Annotated in this window: 16 protein-coding genes; 8 read left to right on the top strand and 8 right to left on the bottom strand. The window is 68.2% G+C overall.

What is annotated here, in order from left to right:
- Positions 1-32: 32 nt before the first annotated feature.
- The 3 genes from BCR55_RS27525 to BCR55_RS27515 all read left to right on the top strand — a co-directional run bounded on the left by BCR55_RS27525 (position 33) and on the right by BCR55_RS27515 (position 6,223).
- Positions 33-302 carry a hypothetical protein gene (locus tag BCR55_RS27525; protein ID WP_065496946.1) on the top strand — a complete coding sequence of 90 codons (270 nt, stop codon included), beginning with the start codon at positions 33-35 and terminating at the stop codon, positions 300-302.
- 626 nt (positions 303-928) lie between these two features.
- Positions 929-3,769 (top strand): ATP-dependent Clp protease ATP-binding subunit, encoded by a 2,841-nt coding sequence (locus tag BCR55_RS27520; RefSeq protein WP_065496943.1) that lies wholly within the window; start codon positions 929-931, stop codon positions 3,767-3,769.
- A gap of 174 nt (positions 3,770-3,943) precedes the next feature.
- A complete protein-coding gene (locus tag BCR55_RS27515; protein ID WP_065497193.1) occupies positions 3,944-6,223 on the top strand; it encodes an FdhF/YdeP family oxidoreductase in 2,280 nt (759 codons plus the stop codon).
- Between the two features lie 70 nt (positions 6,224-6,293).
- Here BCR55_RS27515 and BCR55_RS27510 read toward each other — a convergent pair whose 3' ends face one another.
- Positions 6,294-7,715 (bottom strand): cytosine permease, encoded by a 1,422-nt coding sequence (locus BCR55_RS27510; protein WP_065496941.1) that lies wholly within the window; start codon positions 7,713-7,715, stop codon positions 6,294-6,296.
- Positions 7,716-7,939: 224 nt separating this feature from the next.
- Between BCR55_RS27510 and BCR55_RS27505 the strand changes: the two genes are divergently transcribed.
- On the top strand, positions 7,940-8,863 hold the full coding sequence (locus BCR55_RS27505; RefSeq protein WP_006407376.1) for a LysR substrate-binding domain-containing protein: 924 nt from the start codon (positions 7,940-7,942) through the stop codon (positions 8,861-8,863).
- 53 nt (positions 8,864-8,916) lie between these two features.
- On the opposite strand, the gene argE is transcribed toward BCR55_RS27505, so the two are convergent.
- The 4 genes from argE to BCR55_RS27485 form a co-directional block, all read right to left on the bottom strand.
- A complete protein-coding gene (gene argE, locus BCR55_RS27500) occupies positions 8,917-10,080 on the bottom strand; it encodes an acetylornithine deacetylase (RefSeq protein ID WP_053298950.1) in 1,164 nt (387 codons plus the stop codon).
- The gene (locus tag BCR55_RS27495; protein WP_006407374.1) at positions 10,073-10,750 is read right to left on the bottom strand and encodes a DUF1028 domain-containing protein; all 678 of its coding nucleotides are present in this window, start codon (positions 10,748-10,750) and stop codon (positions 10,073-10,075) included. The genes argE and BCR55_RS27495 overlap by 8 nt, the downstream gene beginning before the upstream one ends.
- Positions 10,747-11,196 (bottom strand): RidA family protein, encoded by a 450-nt coding sequence (locus BCR55_RS27490; protein ID WP_006407373.1) that lies wholly within the window; start codon positions 11,194-11,196, stop codon positions 10,747-10,749. Before BCR55_RS27490 ends, BCR55_RS27495 begins: the two co-directional genes overlap by 4 nt.
- 103 nt (positions 11,197-11,299) lie before the next feature.
- A complete protein-coding gene (locus BCR55_RS27485; RefSeq protein ID WP_065496939.1) occupies positions 11,300-12,625 on the bottom strand; it encodes an NAD(P)/FAD-dependent oxidoreductase in 1,326 nt (441 codons plus the stop codon).
- A 413-nt stretch (positions 12,626-13,038) separates the two neighbouring features.
- Between BCR55_RS27485 and BCR55_RS33215 the strand changes: the two genes are divergently transcribed.
- Positions 13,039-13,194: a hypothetical protein gene (locus tag BCR55_RS33215; RefSeq protein WP_006408543.1), complete on the top strand. Its 156-nt coding sequence runs from the start codon at positions 13,039-13,041 to the stop codon at positions 13,192-13,194.
- A 53-nt stretch (positions 13,195-13,247) separates the two neighbouring features.
- Here the strand turns inward: BCR55_RS33215 and BCR55_RS27475 are convergent, their stop codons facing one another.
- The 3 genes from BCR55_RS27475 to BCR55_RS27465 all read right to left on the bottom strand — a co-directional run bounded on the left by BCR55_RS27475 (position 13,248) and on the right by BCR55_RS27465 (position 16,682).
- On the bottom strand, positions 13,248-14,168 hold the full coding sequence (locus tag BCR55_RS27475) for a bestrophin family protein (RefSeq protein WP_006408542.1): 921 nt from the start codon (positions 14,166-14,168) through the stop codon (positions 13,248-13,250).
- Positions 14,169-14,270: 102 nt separating this feature from the next.
- On the bottom strand, positions 14,271-15,278 hold the full coding sequence (gene cydB / locus BCR55_RS27470; RefSeq protein WP_006407368.1) for a cytochrome d ubiquinol oxidase subunit II: 1,008 nt from the start codon (positions 15,276-15,278) through the stop codon (positions 14,271-14,273).
- 3 nt (positions 15,279-15,281) lie between these two features.
- Positions 15,282-16,682: a cytochrome ubiquinol oxidase subunit I gene (locus BCR55_RS27465; RefSeq protein ID WP_006407367.1), complete on the bottom strand. Its 1,401-nt coding sequence runs from the start codon at positions 16,680-16,682 to the stop codon at positions 15,282-15,284.
- 421 nt (positions 16,683-17,103) lie between these two features.
- On the opposite strand from BCR55_RS27465, the gene fdhD reads away from it, so the two are divergent.
- From fdhD to moaA, 3 genes are all read left to right on the top strand, one after another.
- On the top strand, positions 17,104-17,946 hold the full coding sequence (gene fdhD / locus BCR55_RS27460) for a formate dehydrogenase accessory sulfurtransferase FdhD (RefSeq protein ID WP_065496937.1): 843 nt from the start codon (positions 17,104-17,106) through the stop codon (positions 17,944-17,946).
- Entirely contained in the window at positions 17,943-19,157 is a 1,215-nt protein-coding gene (gene glp, locus BCR55_RS27455) for a gephyrin-like molybdotransferase Glp (RefSeq protein ID WP_065496933.1), read from the top strand. Before fdhD ends, glp begins: the two co-directional genes overlap by 4 nt.
- A 160-nt stretch (positions 19,158-19,317) precedes the next feature.
- A complete protein-coding gene (moaA, locus tag BCR55_RS27450; protein ID WP_065496931.1) occupies positions 19,318-20,442 on the top strand; it encodes a GTP 3',8-cyclase MoaA in 1,125 nt (374 codons plus the stop codon).
- Positions 20,443-20,460 lie beyond the last annotated feature (18 nt).

The raw sequence follows: 20,460 nt of genomic DNA, 5'->3' as shown, positions 1-20,460 counted from the left end.
GCCGATCGAACCCATCCCGCATGGAGGGAATCATGAGCGATACGAATGATGCAATGCAGAAGCTGCAAGCCGCGGTCGACGGGCTGAAGCAAACCGTCGACGCCAACGCCGGCAGCCGGGCCGCCGAGGTCGCCGTGCTGTTCACCGTCGTGTCGCTGATGCTGGCCGAACTGCCGCCCGACACGCGCAATCTGATCGAGGATTCCTTTTCCGTATGGGCTGACGGTCTGCCGGACGCCGCGTTGTCCGCGAGCGTCAAGCAGATCGCGCGACAGCGGCTCGCGATGACGTTCGACGCGTGACGCCGCCGCGTCGCGCGCGAGCGCCGGCCGGCTCGCGCCATGCAAGCCGCCCTCTTCGTCGCCGCTTGCGCGGCGCACAGCGGTTGCGCCGCGCGCGCGCCCGCCCCTGACACACCGGCCACCGCAGCCGCCGCGCGCCGTCGCGCGCTCGCGCTCGCGCTGCGCTTTCCCGCGCGCATCGTCCGCCCCGCACCGCCGCCCGGCGCGTTGCGCGCCGAGGTCGCGGCACGCGCCGCGCGCGCCACCTGCCGCCGCCTTTGCCCTCGTCCTGCGCCGCGCCCGCCCGTGCGGAGCTGCGCACGCGCGTCTGTACTCCTCGCGGCCCGCGTTCGCGCGCATGCGAGGGTGCAATTTGCCGACGGACCGGCACGGAACTGTGTCTTGGATGGCTTGCGGCGATTCGCTATTTTGAACGCAGTCGAAGTCGTGCCGCGGGCTCCACGAAGCACGCGCGTACGCGGTGCCGAACGCCGTCGCCGGCTGCCGCGTCGCGCGCTGCGCGACGGTACGGGCGCCGAGCGCGCGCCGCCGCGCCGCGCCGCGTGTCGCGGTCGGCACGTTCCGTTGCCGCCACGCATCGGGACGTCGCCCTTCGATCCACTTTCATTGACAGGAGCCAGACCACCATGCCCGCACTTTGCGACATCTGTCACGCCCGGCCCGCCGTTGCGCGCGCCACCGTGATGCAGGACGGCGAACGCAAGACGATCTCGATCTGCGACTATCACTTCCGGCAGCTGATGCGCCATCAGAGCATGCTGAATCCGTTCGACTCGCTGCTCGGCGGCGGTCCGTCGTCGCTGTTCGGCGGCCTCGGCGAAGCATCGCCGCTCGCCGCGGAAATCCCGCGCGAATCGGTCGATCCGACCGACGCGTTCAGCGAGCAGACGCTCGAGCTGCTGCAGCGCGCGGCCGAGAAGGCACACGAGCTGCGGCGCAACGAACTCGACACCGAACACCTGCTGTACGCGCTCGCCGACACCGACGTATGCGCGGCACTGCTGAAGGAACTGAAGCTGTCGCCGCAGGACATCAAGGCCTACATCGACGAACATGCGCACACCGGCAACGCCGATCCGGACCAGTCGCTCGAGAAGCTGTCGATCTCGCCGCGCGTGAAAAAGGCCGTGCAGTACGCGTTCCAGGCGTCGCGCGATCTCGGCCATTCGTACATCGGGCCCGAGCATCTGCTGATCGGGCTCGCATCGGTGCCGGACAGCATCGCCGGCACGCTGCTGAAGAAATACGGCGTGACGCCCGAGGCGCTGCGCCAGAAGGTCGTGAAGGTCGTCGGCAAGGGCGCCGAAGACGGCCGCGTCGACACGCCGACCGGCACGCCGAATCTCGACAAGTTCGGCCGCGACCTGACCGCGCTTGCACGCCAGGGCAAGCTCGACCCCGTGCTCGGCCGCGCGCAGGAAATCGAAAGCGCGATCGAGGTGCTCGCGCGCCGCAAGAAGAACAACCCCGTGCTGATCGGCGAGCCGGGCGTCGGCAAGACGGCGATCGTCGAAGGGCTCGCGCAGCGGATCGTCAATGGCGACGTGCCGGAAGTGCTGCGCGGCAAGCGCCTCGTCGAGGTCAACATCAATTCGATGGTCGCCGGCGCGAAATATCGCGGCGAGTTCGAGGAGCGCGCGAAGCAGCTGATCGACGAGGTTACCGCGAAGCAGGACGAACTGATCCTGTTCATCGACGAGCTGCATACGATCGTCGGCGCGGGGCAAGGCGGCGGCGAAGGCGGGCTCGACATCGCCAACGTGCTGAAGCCGGCGCTCGCGCGCGGCGAGCTGAGCCTGATCGGCGCGACGACGCTGAACGAATACCAGAAGTACATCGAGAAGGATGCGGCGCTCGAGCGGCGCTTCCAGCCCGTGTTCGTGCCGGAGCCGAGCGTCGAGCAGACGATCGTGATCCTGCGCGGGCTGCGCGACAGCCTCGAAGCGCACCACCAGGTCACGTTCTCCGACGACGCGTTCGTCGCCGCCGCCGAATTCGCGGACCGCTACATCACGTCGCGCTTTCTGCCCGACAAGGCGATCGACCTGATCGATCAGGCGGCCGCGCGCGTGCGGATCGGCGCGACCTCGCGCCCGGTCGACATCCAGGAAGACGAAGCGCAGATCGCGCAGCTCAAGCGCGAGCAGGACTACGCGACCTCGCGCAAGCGCTTCGACGAGGCGAAGCAGTTCGAAGAACAGATCAACGCGAAACAGAAGGCGCTCGACGAGAAGATGGAAGCGTGGCAGCGCAAGACCGGCTCCGAGACGCTCGAGGTCACGGTCGAATCGGTCGCCGAGGTCGTCTCGCGCCTGACCGGCATTCCGGTGTCCGAACTCACGCAGGAAGAGCGTCAGAAGCTGCTGAAGATGGAAGAGCAGCTGCGCGAGCGCGTGGTCGGACAGAACGACGCGGTGGTCGCGGTCAGCGATGCGGTGCGCCTGTCGCGCGCGGGGCTCGGTCAGACGCATCGGCCGATCGCGACGTTTCTGTTCCTCGGGCCGACCGGCGTCGGCAAGACCGAGCTCGCGAAGGCGCTCGCCGAAAGCGTGTTCGGCGACGAGCAGGCGATCATCCGGATCGACATGTCCGAATACATGGAGCGGCACGCGGTCGCACGGCTGATCGGCGCGCCGCCCGGCTACGTCGGCTACGACGAAGGCGGTCAGCTGACCGAGCGCGTGCGGCGCCGTCCGTACAGCGTGATCCTGCTCGACGAGATCGAGAAGGCGCATCCGGACGTCTACAACGTGCTGCTGCAGGTGTTCGACGACGGCCGGCTGACCGACGGCAAGGGACGCGTCGTCGACTTCAGCAACACGATCATCATCGCGACGAGCAACCTCGGCGCGGCGATCATCATGGACAACCTCACGCAGCCGGAAGCCGCGCGCAAGACCGACAAGGCGATCCGCGAAGAACTGATGCAGGTGCTGAAGGGCCACTTCCGCCCCGAGTTCCTGAACCGGATCGACGAAGTGATCGTGTTCCATGCGCTGTCGAAGGAGAACATCCGCTCGATCGTGCAGATCCAGCTCGATCGCGTCGTACGCACCGCGGCCGCGCAGGACATCCAGCTCGTGATGGGCGAATCGCTGATCGAGCATCTGACCGAAGCGGGCTATCAGCCGGAATTCGGCGCGCGCGAACTGAAGCGTCAGGTGCGGCAGACGATCGAGACGCGGCTCGCGAAGGAAATCCTCGCGGACGCGCTGAAATCCGGCGATCGCGTCGAGGTCGACTACGACAAGGGCCGCGGCGAAGTGACGTTCAACAAGCTGGCGCCGGACGAGGCGAAGGATGCGAAGGCCGGCAACGGCCGCGCGAAGGGCAACGGCAGTGCCGCTGCGGCCGACGGCCGGCCCGACGGCGAGGCCGGCGCGAGCGACGGCGCGCCGGCCGAGGTGCCGCCGCCCGCGAAGAAGTCCGGCAAGAAATCGTCCGGTGCGAAGAAGGAAGCGCCGTGAGGCCCCGGCCGGTTGCGCGGCGGCACGTCGCCGCGCGCGCCGGCCGCCGATGAACCCGCGCGGCCCGACATCGGGGCGCGCATGAGCGTCTGCGTCCGCCGGGCGCAGACGTCCCCGCCGTCGCACGGCGCAACCCGGGCTGCCCGCACCGCGGCGCAGCTGATGGAGAATCACATGACAAATCGACGCGAAGTGCCAGGCATCAGGAAGTACGACGGGCCCGCCGGCGGTTGGGGCGCGCTTCGCGCGACAGCCGAGGCCGTCCGCACGCAGATGGAGACCATCGAGGCACCGATCACGCTGATGCGCACCAACCAGCCGGACGGCTTCGACTGTCCCGGCTGCGCGTGGCCGGACAAGGAGCACAAGTCGACATTCCAGTTCTGCGAGAACGGCGCGAAAGCCGTCACGTGGGAAGCGACGACCAAGCGCGTGACGCCCGAGTTCTTCGCGGCGAATACGGTTTCCTCGCTGCTGCGCATGTCAGACTACGAGCTCGAGAACATGGGTCGGCTCACGCATCCGCTCGTCTACGATCGCGCGACCGACACGTTCCGCGCGGTCGAATGGGACGACGCGTTCGCGCGCATCGGCGAAGTGCTGCGCGCGCTGCCGCCCGAGCAGATCGAGTTCTATACGTCGGGCCGTGCCTCGAACGAGGCCGCGTACCTGTATCAGCTGTTCGCGCGCGAACTCGGCACGAACAACTTCCCCGACTGCTCGAACATGTGCCACGAGCCGACGAGCGTCGGGCTGCCGCAGTCGATCGGCATCGGCAAGGGCACCGTGTCGCTCGAGGATTTCGACCGGTGCGAGCTGATCATCTCGATCGGCCACAACCCCGGCACGAACCATCCGCGGATGATGGGCACGCTGCACGAATGCGCGCGCCGCCACGTGCCGATCATCGTGTTCAATCCGCTGCGCGAGCGCGCGCTCGAACGCTTCGCCGATCCGCAGGACATGATCGAGATGGCGTCGTTCGGTTCGACGCGGATCGCATCGACGTACTATCAGGTCGATGCGGGCGGCGACGCGGCCGCGCTGAAGGGCATCATGAAGGCGCTGCTGCAGCTCGAGGCCGAGCGCGGCGACGTGCTCGATCGCGCGTTCATCGCGCAGCACACCGAAGGCTTCGACGCGTTCGCGGCCGATCTCGAAGCGACGTCGTGGGACGACATCGAGCATGCGAGCGGGCTCAGCCAGGCACAGCTCGAACAGGTCGCGCTCGCCTATGCGAAGTCGAACGCGACGATCGTCACGTACGGGATGGGCGTCACGCAGCACAACAAGGGCACCGCGAACGTGCGGCTGATCGCCGATCTGCTGCTGCTGCGCGGCAACATCGGCAAGCCGGGCGCCGGCATCTGTCCGCTGCGCGGCCATTCGAACGTGCAGGGCAACCGCACGGTCGGCATCACGGAAAAGCCGTCCGCCGAGTTCCTGAAGAAGCTCGAGGACGTGTTCGGCTTCACGCCGCCGTCGCATCACGGGCACGACGCCGTGCAGGCCATGCAGGCGATGATCGACGGCACCGCGAAGGCGCTGCTCTGTCTCGGCGGCAATTTCGCGGTCGCGCTGCCCGATCCCGAGCAGTCGTTCCCCGCGATGTCGAAGCTCGACCTGAGCGTGCATCTCGGCACGAAGCTGAACCGCTCGCATCTGCTCGTCGCGAAGGAGACCTATATCCTGCCGGTGCTCGGGCGCACCGAGCTCGATGTGCAGGCCGGCGGCCCGCAGTCGGTAACGGTCGAGGATTCGATGTCGATGGTCCATGCGTCGGCGGGCAAGCTGAAGCCCGCCTCCGAGCATCTGCGCTCGGAGCCCGCGATCGTCGCCGGCATCGCGCATGCGACGCTGCCGAACAGCAAGGTCGCGTGGCTCGACCTGATCGCCGACTACGACCGGATCCGCGATCTGATCGACCGCACGATTCCCGGCTTCGAAGCGTTCAACGAACGGATCCGCACGCCGGGCGGCTTCCGGCTGCCGCTGCCGCCGACCGAACGCGTGTGGCCGACGCCGACCGGCAAGGCGATGTTCTCGGTGTACAAGGGCGTCGCGGAAGACGCGGAAGTGCTCGGCGGCGAGCAGGTGCTGCGACTCATCACGCTGCGCAGTCACGACCAGTACAACACGACGATCTACGGGCTCGACGATCGCTATCGCGGCGTGTTCGGGCGGCGCGACGTGCTGTTCATGAATCCCGCCGATCTCGAGAAGTACGGTCTCGAGCACGGCGACCTCGTCGACATCGAGACGATCGGCGCGTCCGGCCGCACGCTGCGTCTCGAGAAGATCACCGCGATCGAGTACGACATCGCGCCCGGTTCGGTCGGTGCGTACTATCCGGAAGCGAACGTGCTCGTGCCGCTCGACTATATCGACAAGGAAAGCGGCACGCCGTCGTACAAGTCGGTGCCGGTGCGCGTCGTGCGCTCGGCGGCCGTCTGAGCGGCGGGCCGGCGCGCGGCATGCCGTGCGCCGGCCGCGCAGCGCTTGTCGCCCGCGTCGCGCGCCCGGCTCAGCGCGCGGCGCTCGACGGCAGCGACGCGGCCGTCTGCTTGCGGCGATACGCGCTGTCGCGCGTCGCGAGCCAGTAGTACAGCGGCGAGGTCAGCACGAGGCCGACCAGCCACGACAGATCCGCGCCGCCGAGATGCGCGGGAATCGGGCCTGCATACATCGGCGTATTCATGAACGGAATCTGCACGACGATCCCGACCGCATAGGCGAGCAGCGCCTGCGGATTGAAGCGTCCGTAGATGCCGCCGTCGACGAGGAAGATCGACTTGATGTCGTACTTCCCCTTGTGGATCACGTAGAAGTCGATCAGGTTGATCGCGGTCCACGGCACCAGTACGACGAGCAGCGCGAGCACGAGATCGACGAGGTGGCCGATGAAGTTCGTCGACGCGCCGATCGCCGCGTAGCAGCACGCCACGAAAATCACGACCGACAGCACCGCGCGCGCCTTCGCGGTCGGAATCCACCGGTACGCGAACGTCTGCACCGACGTGATGACCGCGAGCACCGCGCCGTACAGGTTCAGCGCGTTGTGGCTGATCACGCTGAGCAGGAACAGCACGAGCATCAGCGGGCCGAGCGCGCCCGTCGCCTGCTTGACCGCGTCCATCGTGTCGGCGCCGGCCGGCACCGCGAGCACCGCGACCGCGCCGAAGATGAACGCGAGCGTCGAGCCGATCGCGCAGCCGAGATAGGTGGCCCAGAACGTCGACGCGACGCCGACGTTCTCCGGCAGATAGCGCGAATAGTCCGACACGTACGGCGCGAACGCGATCTGCCAGAGCGCGGACAACGATACCGTCGCGAGCCAGCCCGCGAAGTTGAAGCCGCCGCGCGTGAAGAAATCGTCGGTGCTCACGTGCGACAGGATCGTCCAGAAGCCGACGGCGATGCCGATTCCGAGCACCCACGTGCCGATCCGGTTCAGGATATGGATGAACCGGTAGCCGACAATGCCGATCAGCCCGGAGCCGACCGCGCCGATCACGATGCCGACCGGCACCGGCACGGCCGGCGCAATTCCGTGCACCGACTTGCCGGCGAGCACGATGTTCGACGCGAAGAAGCCGACGTACATGACGGCCGCGATCACCGTCACGAGCAGCGCGCCCCACGAGCCGAACTGCGCGCGGCTCTGGATCATCTGCGGGATGCCCATCTGCGGCCCCTGCGCCGAATGCAGCGCCATCAGCACGCCGCCGACCGCCTGGCCGACGACGATCGCGACGATCGCCCACATCAGGTTCAGATGAAAAATCTGCACGCCGAGCGCGCCCGTCACGATCGGCAGCGGCGCGATATTGCCGCCGAACCAGAGCGTAAACAGATCGCGCACCTTGCCGTGCCGGTCTGCGGGCGGCACGTAGCCGATCGTATGCTTCTCTATCATTGGGGACGCGTTGCGGTCCGCGGTCGTCATGATGATGTCTCCTGTGCAGCGCGGCGGGTGCCGGCGCGGTCGATGTCGGAGACGATGGTGCGCCACGCGCGGGGCGACCGGAAAATACTAAAAATATTTCCGAGCCATATGAAAAAGCTCTGCAGCGACGATCGCGGCCGCCGATTTGTTCGGGTATGGTGCTACCCCGACATCCTGGAACCGCCGCCCCCGCGCGGCGCCAGGCCGAGCGATAGAGGTGCTTCGTGGCTCACTACACTTTGCGGCAGTTGAAATACTTCGTGACGACGGTCGAGGCCGGCAGCGTCGCCGAGGCGTCGCGCCAGCTGTTCATCGCGCAGCCGTCGATTTCCAGCGCGATCAAGGGTCTGGAGGAAAGCTTCGGCGTGATGCTGTTCATCCGCCATCACGCGCAGGGCGTGTCGCTGACGCCGAGCGGCACGCGCTTCTACCGGAAGGCGCAGGAACTGCTGCGCATCGCGCGCGAATTCGAACAGAACGCGCTCGCGGACAACGACGTCGTGTCCGGCCAGATCGACATCGGCTGTTTCGAGACGGTCGCGCCGCTGTATCTGCCGCAGTTGATCGCCGGTTTTCGCGAGCGCTATCCGGGCGTCGACATCCGGCTGCGCGACGGCGATCAGCAGGAACTCGTGCAGGGGCTCACGGCCGGCAGCTTCGATCTCGCGTTTCTCTACGATCACGATCTCGACGCGACGATCGAGACCGAGCCGCTGATGCCGCCGCAGCAGCCGTACGTGCTGCTGCCGGAACACCACCGCTTCGCGAGCCAGGCGCAGGTGTCGCTGCACGACCTGAGCGTCGAGCCGATGATCCTGCTCGACGTGCAGCCGAGCCGCACCTACTTCGTCAGCCTGTTTCACGAACTGGGGCTCACGCCGAACATCGTGTTCGCGTCGCCGTCGATCGAGATGGTGCGCGGAATGGTCGGCCAGGGCTTCGGGTTCTCGCTGCTCGTCACGCGCCCGCATTCGGAATACACGTACGACGGCCGCCGCGTCGTGACGATCGGCATCAGCGAAACGGTCAGCCCGTCAGGGCTCGTCAGCGCGCGGCTCAAGCGCGGGCAGCTGACCAAGCAGGCGCAGGCGTTCGTCGAGTTCAGCCGCGAACGGCTCGCACAGATCCACGCGGCGCCGCCTCGCTAGCGCACGGCGCCGCGTTCGAGCGCCGGCATGTCGGCGCGTCGAACGTCGGTGCATCAAGCGCGTTGCGCGAGATGCGCGGCCAGCCGCGCGAGCATCGCATCGCAGCCGTGCAGCTGCGCGAGCGTCACGAATTCGTCGGGCTTGTGCCCCTGATCCATGCTGCCCGGCCCGCAGACGACGGCCGGAATGCCGGCCGCGCCGAACAGCCCACCCTCGGTGCCGAACGCGACGGTGCCGAACGCGTCCGAGCCGGTCAGCATCGCGAGCAGCCGCGCCGCATCGGTGTCACGCGCGGTCGCGAGGCCCGGATAGGCGCCGAGCGGCTGCAGCCGGATGTCGGTATCGGGCTGCACCGCGCGCATGGCGGGCAGCAGTTCCGTTTCCGCATAATCCTGCAGCGCGCGCGGCACGTTCTCTGCGTCGAAGCCCGGCAGCGCACGCACTTCGAAGTCGAACGTGCATTCGGCCGGCACGATGTTCAAGGCGCGGCCGCCGTCGATCAGCCCGGCCTGCACGGTCGAGAACGGCGGATCGAAGCGGCCGTCGCGGTGCTCGGGACGCGCAAGCGCGTCGCCGATCTCGCCGAGCCGGCCGATCAGCTTCGCCGCATAGTGGATCGCGTTCACGCCAGACGGCGCGTACGCCGAATGACAGGCGGCGCCCTTCACGTGACAGCGCATCGCAAGCTTGCCCTTGTGGCCGAGCACCGGCTTCAGCTCGGTCGGCTCGCCGATCACGCAGAGGCGCGGACGATCCGCGCGCTGCGCGAGCGCCTCGAGCATCGGCCGCACGCCGACGCAGCCGATCTCCTCGTCGTACGAAAACGCGAGATGCACGGGCTCGCGCAGCGGCTGCGCGACGAATGCAGGCACCGCGGCCAGCACCGACGCGATGAAGCCCTTCATGTCTGCGGTCCCGCGTCCGTACAGGCGACCGTCGCGTTCCGTGAGCCGGAACGGATCGACGGTCCAGGTCTGTCCGTCGACCGGCACGACGTCGGTATGGCCGGACAGTGCGATCCCCCCGCCGCCGCGCGGGCCGATCGTCGCGTAGAGGCTCGCCTTCGTGCGTTCCGCGTTGTAGAACAGTTCGCTCTCGATCCCGAAGCCGCGCAGATAGTCGCGGATGAAATCGATCATCGCCAGATTCGAATCGCGGCTGACCGTCGCGAAGCCGATCAGCCGTTCGAGCAGCGCGCGGCTCGCTCCGTCACTCATCGCCGGGCACTCCGTAGCTCGGCGCGGCGGTCGGATCCAGCGCGCGTGTCTGGTAGTCGTGCATCTGCGGACGGTACGCGCGCCACAGCGCATCGAGCTGCGCGATCGGCGCCGTGTCGGCCCAGTCGACACGCAGATCGACGATCGGCCAGGTCAGATCGCCCGCGACCTGCAGCGCGGCCGAATGCACGGGCCCCGCCTCGCCGCCGGCCGCGACCGCCGCGTGCATCGCGGCAAGCAGCCGATCGGCGAGCAGCCCGTGTGCGCGCTCGAAGGCCTCGACCATCGCATCGATCACGCCGGTCGACGCGAGCAGATTGCCGGCCGCGACGCATTGCTCGCCGGTCGCCGCGTGATGCGTGCCGAGCGCCTCGCTGCCCGTGAAGCACGCGGTGCGCCCCTGCCCGTCGATCACCGTGACCTGCCGATACTGGCTCCAGCCGTTCGCGCTCAACGCGCGGTCGAGCGCCGTGCGCGGCGCGCACTGCTCGCGCTCGATCCGGTCGAGGATCTGCGGGCCGAGCGCCGGCAGCGTGACGTTCTGCGTCGCGACCGCGCCGACGCCCGCACGCACCCACGGACAGCGCGCGCCGACCGCGATGCTCGACGAGCTGATCGCGATCCCGAGCTGCCCCGTCTCCGGGCAGCGCCCGACGATCGAGAACGTCATGCCGCCTCCTGCGTGCGGTTCGGCTGCCAGTTGTCGGGAATCACCGCGATTACGTCGATTTCCATCAGCCATTGCGGCTGGCCGAGCGCCGATACGACGAGGCCCGTCGAGATCGGATAGACGCCCTTCAGCCACTTGCCGACTTCGCGATACACCGGCTCGCGGTAGCGCGGGTCGATCAGGTACGTCGTCGTCTTCACGATATGCGTGAGGTCGCTGCCCGCTTCCTCGAGCAGCTGCTTGACGTTCTTCATCGCCTGCTCGGCCTGCGCGCGCGGATCGCCGAGACCGATCAGATTGCCGTCGAAATCGGTGCCGACCTGGCCGCGTACGTAGACGGTATTGCCGGCACGCACGGCCTGGCACAGATCGTTGTCGAGCGACTGGTTCGGATAGGTGTCGCGCGTGTTGAACATGCGGATGCGGGTATGGGTCGGTTCGCTCATCGGTGTCCTTCGTTCGGGTCTCGTGTCGGATGAAACGCCCACCGTGCGCGGTGCGCATTCGTGCGGCGGGCGCGTGAAATCGGGCGGCGACGCTGAGTCGAGTTCAGCTCAGCGCGTCCGCGAGCGGGCACGCGGCCGGCGCGCTGCCGGCGTCCTGCGCCGCACGACGCTGCGCGCCCGTGTGGTAGTCGAGATATTTGCGCTGCGTCGCGATGTGATCGGCGATGTGCCTGGCGTCGTGCCACACGCCCCAGATGAAGCTCGATCCGCGTCGCGACAGCCACGGCAATCCGACGAAATAAATGCCGGGCTCCTTCGACACGCCGCGCTGATGCTGCGGCTTGCCGTTCTCCGCGAACGCGTCGACCTTCAGCCAGCCGTAGTCGACCGCATAGCCGGTCGCCCAGACGATCGACGTGACGCCGGCCGCCGCGAGATCGAGCGTCGCAAGCGGATGCGTCACGCAGTCCGGATCGGGCAGAATGCGGCGCGCTTCGGGCTCGTCGGGCAGATCGAGGCCGTTGCGTGCCGCGTACGCGTCGGCCGCGTCGAGCAGCGCGAGATAGTTGGCGTCGCCGCGCGCGAGATTCGCCGCGAGATCCGCTTCGAACGTGACGACGCCGCTGTCGAACGCGCGCGTCATCCCGACCAGCGTCACGCCCTGGTTCGCGAGCGCGCGGAAATCGACCGTGTGGCCGCCGCGCGCGCCGCTAACCGCGATCGTCACGTGTTCGCGGCCGGGCGTCGCGACTTCCTTGTCCCATTCGCCGAGCACGCCGAGCCACCAGCAGAAGTCGCGGCCGCGATACGCGCGAGGCGGGCGATCGTGCGGGCCGACCGACAGATAGACGCGGCGGCCCGCGCGCTGCAGTTCATCGGCGATCTGCACGCCGGACGAGCCGGCGCCGACCACGAGCACGCCGCCGTCCGGCAGTTGCGCGGGATTGCGGTAGTCGGCGGAGTGGATCTGCGTGAGGCGCGCGTCGCGCGGCGCGATCGGCGGAATCACCGGACGCTGGAACGGGCCGGTCGCGACCACCACGCGCATCGCGTCGATACGGCCGGCCGAGGTCTCGACGACGAAGCCCGGCTTGCCCGCCTGGCGCACGACGCTCGTCACTTCGACGCCGGTCCGGATCGGTGCGCCGATCTTGCGCGCATAGGCTTCGAAGTAGTCCGCGACCTGATCCTTCGATGCGAACGCGTCGGGATCGAGGCCCTCGAATTCGAGCCCCGGAAAGCGGTCGTGCCACGCGGGTCCGTTCGCGACCAGCGAATCCCAGCGCGCGGTGCGCCAGCGCTCGGCGATGCGGTCGCGCTCGAGCACGAGATGCGGCACGCCGAGCTTGCCGAGGTGCTCGCTCATGGCCACGCCGGCCTGGCCGGCGCCCACCACCAGCGTATCGATTGCGGTTGTTTCGACTGTCACGTCTGTCTCCTTCTGAAGTGCGGCCCGCGCGGCACCGGCGGTCGCGCGAGTTCGAATGAAGACATTCTGCTGACGCGCCGCGCGGCGCGAAATGAGGTTTTTTGTCGTCGTTGGCGAGAAAAAAGCTGGCCCTGCCGCGGCGCCTTGTCAGGCGGCCGCGCGCACCGGGCCGTGCGCGCGTCCGTCTCGGGCGATCGCGTTCGTCGGCCTCGCACAATGCTCAGACGAAACGTCGTGCAGCCCGTTGCCCGCGCAACGGTCCCCGATTAACGGCATGCGGACCGACAATCGTTGACGGTCTTCGCCGCGCGGAACTGGTACGATGCGCGTCGTTTTCCCTGATCGTCACACCGCCGCGCGCCGGTCCGGCCCCTTTGCAGCAACCGCCGGAACCGCGCGCCCGCGCAAGCAACATGAAGAAATTGATGCAGTACCTCCGCACCCTGCACCGACTCGACCGCACACTCGTCGCGCGCGCATGCGCGCTGCTGTCGATGGCGGCGCTGCTTTATCTGATGTGGCCGTCCGCCGAGATCGCGCGGCTCGCGATGGAGTCGACGCTGCGTTGAATCTCGGAATCGCACCGCGGCGCGACGCACGACGCGCGCGCGGGAGCACGCCGTTACGTGATCTGATACGTCGACGCCGGCACATACTCTTCCGGCAAGTCGCGTTCGCCCAGCTCGAGCACCGAGCGCTCGATCGTGCGCGTCATCGCGTCGAGCGCGAGCGCATTCGGCGCGAGCCCGAACGGCTCGGCCACCTCGTTCGCGATCGCCTCGAGCGCGATCAGCGTGTACGAGATGAACACGCAGATCAGCGGCGTGAAGAATTCGGTCGAGTCGACGAGGCCGAACGGCAGCAGCACGCAATATGCATACACCGTGCGATGCAGCAGCACGCTGTACGAGAACGGAATCGGCGTCGAGAGGATTCGTTCGCAGCCGCCGACCGTCTTGCCGAGCGCATCGAGCTGCGCGTCGAACATCCAGCAGATCGTCTCGCTGCCCGGCGTGCGGCCGAGCGCGTGCACGAGCTCGCCGCGCAACAGGTCGAGGATCGCGACGGGCCGGTACGCCTTGCGCGCGAGCAGGCCCGCACGCTCGGCGCCGAGGATGCGCTCGAGGTCCGGCAGCGGATCGGTGTGCCGCAGCTCGTGCTTCAGCGCATAGGCAAACGCGATCAGCCAGTCGGCGAGCCGGTTGCGCTGCGCGTCGTCGACGCTGTCGGGCAGGTAGCGCCGCATCTGCGACGTCAGCGCGCGTGCGGCGATCAGCAGATTACCCCACAGCAGCCGCGCCTCCTTGAAGCGCTCGAAGCTCGCGTTGTTGCGAAACGCGAGGAAGATCGCGAGCGCGAGCCCGAACAGCGTGAACGGCGCGGTGTTCAGCGGAATCTTCTCGCCGAAGATGCGCCCGTTCGTGAAGACCGCCAGCGTGCTGACGATCGCCATGAAACCGAGTTGCGGAATGATCGATTGGAGCACGGAGCCGTTCCATACGAACAGCATCCTGAGCCAGTTTTGTCTTGGTCTGACGATCATGGTGAGTATTCCCACTGACCGCGCGTGCGCGCGGACATCCTGCGATGCGCGACGGCCCGCGCTGGGCGGGCCGCTGTTCCGTTCCGTGCCGGCTTGCGCCGGTCAGTGATAGCCGATGTCGCCCTCGCGCACCTTGCCGCGGAACACGCGATACTGCATCGCGTTGTAGACGAGGATCACCGGCAGCACGATCACCGTGCCGACGAGCGCGAACAGCTGGCTCGAACGGCTCGACGACGCATCCCAGATCGACAGCGACGGCGGCACGATGTTCGGCCAGATGCTGATCACGAGCCCCGTATAGCCGAGGAACACGATGGCGAGCGTCAGGAGGAACGGCGTGGCCTCGTGCCGGTGCTTCACCGTGTGGAAGATGCCCCAGACGCACGTGACGACGAGCACCGGCACCGGCAGGAACCAGCCGAGATTGCCGCTGCCGAACCAGCGATGCGCGACGGCCGGCAGGCCGATCACCGTCCACAGGCTGACGACGGCCATCACGCCGAGCAGCACAGCCGTCAGCGGCTTCATCAGCTCGCGCATCTTGCGCTGCAGCTCGCCGTCGACCTTGAGGATCAGCCAGCCGCAACCGAGCGTGGCATACGTGACGAGCACGCCGATCCCGCAGAACAGGCTGAACGGCGAGAGCCAGTCGAACGGCCCGCCCGCGAAATGGTTGTTCTCGATGCGGATGCCCTGCAGCAGCGAACCGAGCACGATGCCCTGGCAGAACGCGGCAAGCGCGGAGCCGCCCATGAACGCGAGATCCCACATGTGCTGCGTGCGGTTCGCCTTCGCGCGCAGCTCGAATGCCGCCCCGCGGAAGATCAGCCCGACCACCATCAGGATCAGCGGCAGGTAGTTGGCCGGCAGCAGCGTCGAATACACGACGGGAAACGCGCCGTACAACCCTGCGCCGCCGAGCACGAGGAACGTCTCGTTGCCGTCCCACACGGGCGCGACCGTATCGAGCATCACCTGCCGCTCGGCTTTCGCGTCGAAGAACGGAAACAGCAGACCGATGCCGAGATCGAAGCCGTCGAGCATCACGTACAGGAACACGCCGAGGCCGATGATCGCGGCCCACACGACAGGAAGATCGATTTGCATGGCTTACTCCGCTTCGGCCGTATCCAGCGACGTCGACAAGGCGCGATTGCGCAAGCCCGGATGCCGGTGGAGCTCGATATACCCGGCCTGCGCGGCCGGCCCGTGCTTCATCAGTTTCATCATGTAATAGATGCCCGTTCCGAATACGAGGAAATACACGACGACGAACACCAGCAGCGATACGCCGACCTGCTGCGCGGTAAGCGGCGACACCGAATCGACCGTGCGCAGCACGCCGTAGACGGTCCACGGCTGCCGGCCGACTTCGGTCGTGATCCAGCCCGCGAGCAGCGCGACGATGCCCGACGGCCCCATGCCGAGCACGAACCACTGGAACCAGCGCGTTTCGTAGAGGCGCCCGCCCTTGCGCAGCAGCAGCCCGAGCAGCGCGGTCAGCAGCATCAGCATCCCGAGGCCCGCCATGATCCGGAAGGTCCAGAACACGACAGGCGAGTACGGGCGATCCTGCGGCGCGAATTCCTTCAGTCCGCGAATTTCGCCATCCCAACTGTGCGTGAGGATCAGGCTGCCGAGGTGCGGCACCTGGATCGCATAGCGCGTCGTCTCGGCCTGCATGTCGGGCAGGCCGACGAGGTTCAGCGCGGTACCGCCCTTCTCGGTCTCCCACAGCCCTTCGATCGCCGCGATCTTCGCCGGCTGATACTCGCGCGTGTTGAGGCCGTGCGCGTCGCCGACGACGATCTGGATCGGCGCGAGCAGCAGCAGCATCCAGAGCGCCATCGAGAAGCTGCGCTTGACCGGTTCGTCGCGGCGCCCCTTCAGCAGATGCCATGCACCGCATGCGGCGACGATGAAGCCCGCGACGATGAACGCGGCGATCGTCATGTGCACGAGACGATACGGGAACGACGGATTGAACACGACCTTGAACCAGTCGACCGGCACGACGAGGCCGTTCTCGATCCGGTAGCCCTGCGGCGTCTGCATGAAGCTGTTCGACGCGAGAATCCAGAACGTCGAGATCAGCGTGCCGACCGCGACCATCAGCGTCGCGAAGAAATGCGCGCGCGGGCTCACGCGCTGCCAGCCGAACAGCATCACGCCGAGAAAGCCCGCTTCGAGGAAGAACGCCGTCAGCACCTCGTAGGTAAGCAGCGGCCCCGTGATGTTGCCCGCGATGCGCGAGAAGCCCGACCAGTTCGTGCCGAACTCGTAGGCCATCACGACGCCGGAGACGACGCCCATCCCGAAGCCGATCGCGAAAATCTTCGACCAGAACTGGAACATGGATTTGTAGGCCGCGTCGCCGGTGACGAGATAACGCCATTCCAGCACGGCGAGGAAGCTCGCCATGCCGATGCTGATCGCGGGGAACACGATGTGGAACGACACCGTGAACGCGAATTGCAAGCGTGCGAGATGGAACGCATCGAAGATTTCCATGATCGTAATGTGCTCGTGGTTGTGAGGACGTGCGCCCGAAACAGGAAATCGCGCGACGGCTCGATTGCATGTACGAGCGCAGCTGGACCACGTCGCACGGCATCGAAGCGTGAATGACGATAGCGCGTTTCGAACGATACGCGCAATCGCTCTCGCGCGCATCGAAACTGTGCTCGCCGCGTCGCCGAAGATGTGTACACGGAAAACCGGTTGCGCGTGCAAACGGGCGCCAGCTGTACTGCTTTCCGTGCCGCGGCGCTGTGCACACGCGGCCGCGCCGAACGCCCTTAAGATCGTTTCCCAAGCCCGCCCGGCACGGCTGCGCGACGCGGCGCGGCGCCGCGGCAGGCCCGTCGCCGTCGTCCGGCGCAGCGCGCGGGACGCCGCCGGCAGGCCGGCCGATTCGACTGGAGAAACCCGTATGGAATCCTGCGTTCGCGACGAAGCGCCGGCCGGCAGCATCGGCTGTCATGTGACGCGTCACCGTGCCGGCGCGTCGCAGCGCGTCGTCGATCGCGTCGTCGACGAATGCCCCGTTGCACTCGTGTTCAACGGCATCTCGCATACCGTGATGATGGCGACGCCGATCGATCTCGACGCGTTCGGCGTCGGCTTCGCGCTCAGCGAAGGCATCGTCGAGCGCGCGTCGGACGTATTCGACATCGACACCGTGTACCGGACCGGCAGCGCCGAAGTGCAGCTGACCGTGTCGCAGCAGGCATTCATGGCGCTGAAGGCACACCGCCGCGCCCTCGCCGGCCGCACCGGCTGCGGCGTGTGCGGCATCGAAAGCATCGCGCAGCTCGATCTGCGTCCGCCGCGCATCGCGGCCGCCGGCAGCGCGACCGACATCGCAGCGGACGCCGTCGCGCGCGCCGCGCGCACGCTGCCGGCGCGGCAGACGTTGATGCATGAGACGGGCGGCATCCACGCGGCCGCGTGGTGCGACCGCGACGGCAACGTGCTCGACGTGTTCGAGGACGTCGGCCGTCACAACGCGCTCGACAAGCTGATCGGCTGTCTCGCACGCCGCCGCGCGGACTTCGGCGCAGGTTTCGTGTTCCTGTCGAGCCGTGCGAGCTACGAGCTCGTGCGCAAGGCCGCGCGCGTCGGGATACCGATGCTCGCGACGATCTCCGCGCCGACCTCGCTCGCGATCGACGTCGCGCGCGAAGCCGGCATCCGGCTCCTCGGCTTCTGCCGCAACGACGGCTTCGTCGAATACGTGTCGCCGGCCGCCACCCTTTCCACCCTGTCGCGTTGAAACCCTTGCTCGATTTCCATACCGCCCAGCAGTATTTCGCGACCGCGTTCGCGCCGCTCGATGCGGCCGTGACCGTGCCGCTCGCCGATGCGGTCGGCCGCATCCTGGCCGCGCCGCTGTTCGCCTCGCTCGATCAGCCGCCCGTCGACCAGAGCGCGATGGACGGCTACGCCGTGCGCGCCGCCGATCTGGCCGGCGCCGAGCCGCTGCGCGTCGCGCAGCGCTGCTATGCGGGCGATGCGCCTGCGCCGCTCGCACCGCGTACGGCCGCGCGGATCTTCACGGGCGCGCCGATTCCGGCCGGCGCCGACACGGTCGTGATGCAGGAGCACGCGCACGAGCGCGACGGCCGCGTGACGTTCGACGCCCCGCCGCGCGCCGGCACGCATATCCGGCGGCGCGCCGAGGAACTGCGCGCGGGCGATCTGCTGATTCCGGCCGGCGTCCGGCTCGGCGCGATGCACGTCGGCGTCGCGGCCGCGCAAGGCGTGTCGACGCTCGGCGTGCGGCCGCCGCTGCGGGTCGGCATTCTGACGACGGGCGACGAACTCGTCGCGTGCGGCGCGCCGCGTGCGCCGCAACAGATCTACAACAGCAATGCGCCGATGCTCGCTGCGCTGGTCGCGGGCACCGGCGCGGCCGTCGTCGCGAACCTGCATGCGCAGGACACCGCGGACGCCGTCGAGCGCGCGTTGCGCGACCTGCATGCACGCTGCGAGCTCGTCGTGTGCGTCGGCGGTGCATCGGTCGGCGACAAGGATCTGCTGCGCGGCACGCTGAACGCGCTCGGCGCGTCGTTCGTCGTGTCGGGCGTGCGGATGAAGCCCGGCAAGCCGGTCGCGCTCGCGCGACTCGATGCGCGGCCGGTCGTGCTGCTGCCCGGCAATCCGGGCGCCGCGACGACCGCGTTCGCGCTGTTCGTCGCGCCGCTGATCCGTCGGCTGCAGGGGCGTGCCGAGCGGCTGCCGGTCGTGCCGTCGCTGCCGCTCGACATCGACGTCGAACCCGATCCGCAACGCGAGCGCTTCATCCGCGTGCGCTGCGACGTCGCGCCGAACGGGCTGCCGCTGCTCGATGCGCTGCGGCAGCAGGGCGCGGGCACGCTGAACTCGCTCGCGCATGCGAGCGGTCTCGCGCGCGTGCCGGCCGGCGAACGGATCGCGCGCGGCGACGCCGTACCGTATTACGACTTCGCGCGCTGGCTCGCATGACCAGGCTGCGCGCAGCGTCCGCCGACGCGAACTGTATCCCTGCATTTCGCGTGCGATTGTGCCTCTGCCGGCCCACGCGCACGCACTATCCTCACGAGGAGGCTCGCCGCGGCCCGTGCATCCGCACGCGACCGCACCGCGACGCCGCCCCGCTTACCCGATGCAGGCCGACGAACCGATCGTGAACGCCATCGCTTCCGCCGCGCCGGCCGGCGCCGCCGTGTCCGGCGACGCAGCGTCCGACGCCCTCCTCCGCACGGTCGACGCGCTCGACCGCCCGTTGCGCGATCTGCGGCTGTCCGTCATCGATCGATGCAACTTCCGTTGCGGCTACTGCATGCCGCGCGAGATCTTCGGCTCGGACTATGCGTTCATGCCGCCGGCCGACCGGCTGTCGTTCGCGCAGCTCGAACGGATTGCGCGCGCGTTCGTGTCGCTCGGCGTCGAAAAGATTCGGATCACCGGCGGCGAGCCGCTGCTGCGCCGCCACCTCGAAACGCTGATCGAACGGCTCGCCGCATTGACGACCGTCCACGGCCGTCCGGTCGAGCTCGCGCTGACGACGAACGGTGCGCTGCTCGCCGCGAAAGCGCGCACGCTGCGCGACGCCGGGCTCGCGCGCGTGACCGTCAGCCTCGACGCGCTCGACGACGCGGTGTTTCGCCGGATGAGCGATGCCGACGTACCCGTGTCGCGCGTGCTGGCCGGCATCGAAGCCGCGCAGGCCGCGGGCCTCGCGCCCGTGAAGGTCAATGCGGTGATCGAGCGCGGCGCGAACGACGATCAGATGCTGCCGCTCGTGCGCCACTTCCGTCATACGGGCGTGAGCGTGCGCTTCATCGAATACATGGACGTCGGCGGCGCCTATGGGTGGTCGCACGACAAGGTCGTGACGGCAGCGCGGATGCGCGAGCTGATCGACGCCGAGTATCCGCTCGTCACCGTCGGCGGGCCCGCGCACGACGCGACCGCGATCCGCTGCCGTCATGTCGACGGCGGCGGCGAAGTCGGCTTCATCGCGAGCGTGTCGCATCCGTTTTGCGGCACGTGTTCGCGTGCGCGCGTATCGGCCGACGGGACGCTCTACACGTGCCTGTTCGCGACGCAAGGCACCGATCTGCGGCCGTGGCTCGACGATGCGACGCCGCTCGACGGCCTCGTCGCCGCCGTTCGCGCGCGCTGGACCCAGCGCGGCGACCGCGCATCCGAGCAACGCGCCGCGCGCGCCGCCCGCACGCCGCGCCATCCCTATCCGACCGTGCGCATGTCGCTCGTCGGCGGCTGACACGCCGCCGCGCGATGC

Source organism: Burkholderia sp. CCA53, assembly GCF_001685525.1.
Lineage (GTDB): Bacteria > Pseudomonadota > Gammaproteobacteria > Burkholderiales > Burkholderiaceae > Burkholderia > Burkholderia multivorans.
This window is presented reverse-complemented; position numbering and strand designations above follow the sequence as displayed.

What these genes read in the sequence shown, in the direction of transcription:
- BCR55_RS27525 (WP_065496946.1), top strand. Translation starts at nt 33, where the DNA reads ATGAGCGATACGAATGATGCAATGCAGAAGCTGCAAGCCGCGGTCGAC.
- BCR55_RS27520 (WP_065496943.1), top strand. Translation starts at nt 929, where the DNA reads ATGCCCGCACTTTGCGACATCTGTCACGCCCGGCCCGCCGTTGCGCGC.
- BCR55_RS27515 (WP_065497193.1), top strand. Translation starts at nt 3,944, where the DNA reads ATGACAAATCGACGCGAAGTGCCAGGCATCAGGAAGTACGACGGGCCC.
- BCR55_RS27510 (WP_065496941.1), bottom strand. Translation starts at nt 7,715, where the DNA reads ATGACGACCGCGGACCGCAACGCGTCCCCAATGATAGAGAAGCATACG.
- argE (WP_053298950.1), bottom strand. Translation starts at nt 10,080, where the DNA reads ATGAGTGACGGAGCGAGCCGCGCGCTGCTCGAACGGCTGATCGGCTTC.
- BCR55_RS27495 (WP_006407374.1), bottom strand. Translation starts at nt 10,750, where the DNA reads ATGACGTTCTCGATCGTCGGGCGCTGCCCGGAGACGGGGCAGCTCGGG.
- BCR55_RS27490 (WP_006407373.1), bottom strand. Translation starts at nt 11,196, where the DNA reads ATGAGCGAACCGACCCATACCCGCATCCGCATGTTCAACACGCGCGAC.
- BCR55_RS33215 (WP_006408543.1), top strand. Translation starts at nt 13,039, where the DNA reads ATGAAGAAATTGATGCAGTACCTCCGCACCCTGCACCGACTCGACCGC.
- BCR55_RS27475 (WP_006408542.1), bottom strand. Translation starts at nt 14,168, where the DNA reads ATGATCGTCAGACCAAGACAAAACTGGCTCAGGATGCTGTTCGTATGG.
- cydB (WP_006407368.1), bottom strand. Translation starts at nt 15,278, where the DNA reads ATGCAAATCGATCTTCCTGTCGTGTGGGCCGCGATCATCGGCCTCGGC.
- BCR55_RS27465 (WP_006407367.1), bottom strand. Translation starts at nt 16,682, where the DNA reads ATGGAAATCTTCGATGCGTTCCATCTCGCACGCTTGCAATTCGCGTTC.
- fdhD (WP_065496937.1), top strand. Translation starts at nt 17,104, where the DNA reads ATGGAATCCTGCGTTCGCGACGAAGCGCCGGCCGGCAGCATCGGCTGT.
- moaA (WP_065496931.1), top strand. Translation starts at nt 19,318, where the DNA reads ATGCAGGCCGACGAACCGATCGTGAACGCCATCGCTTCCGCCGCGCCG.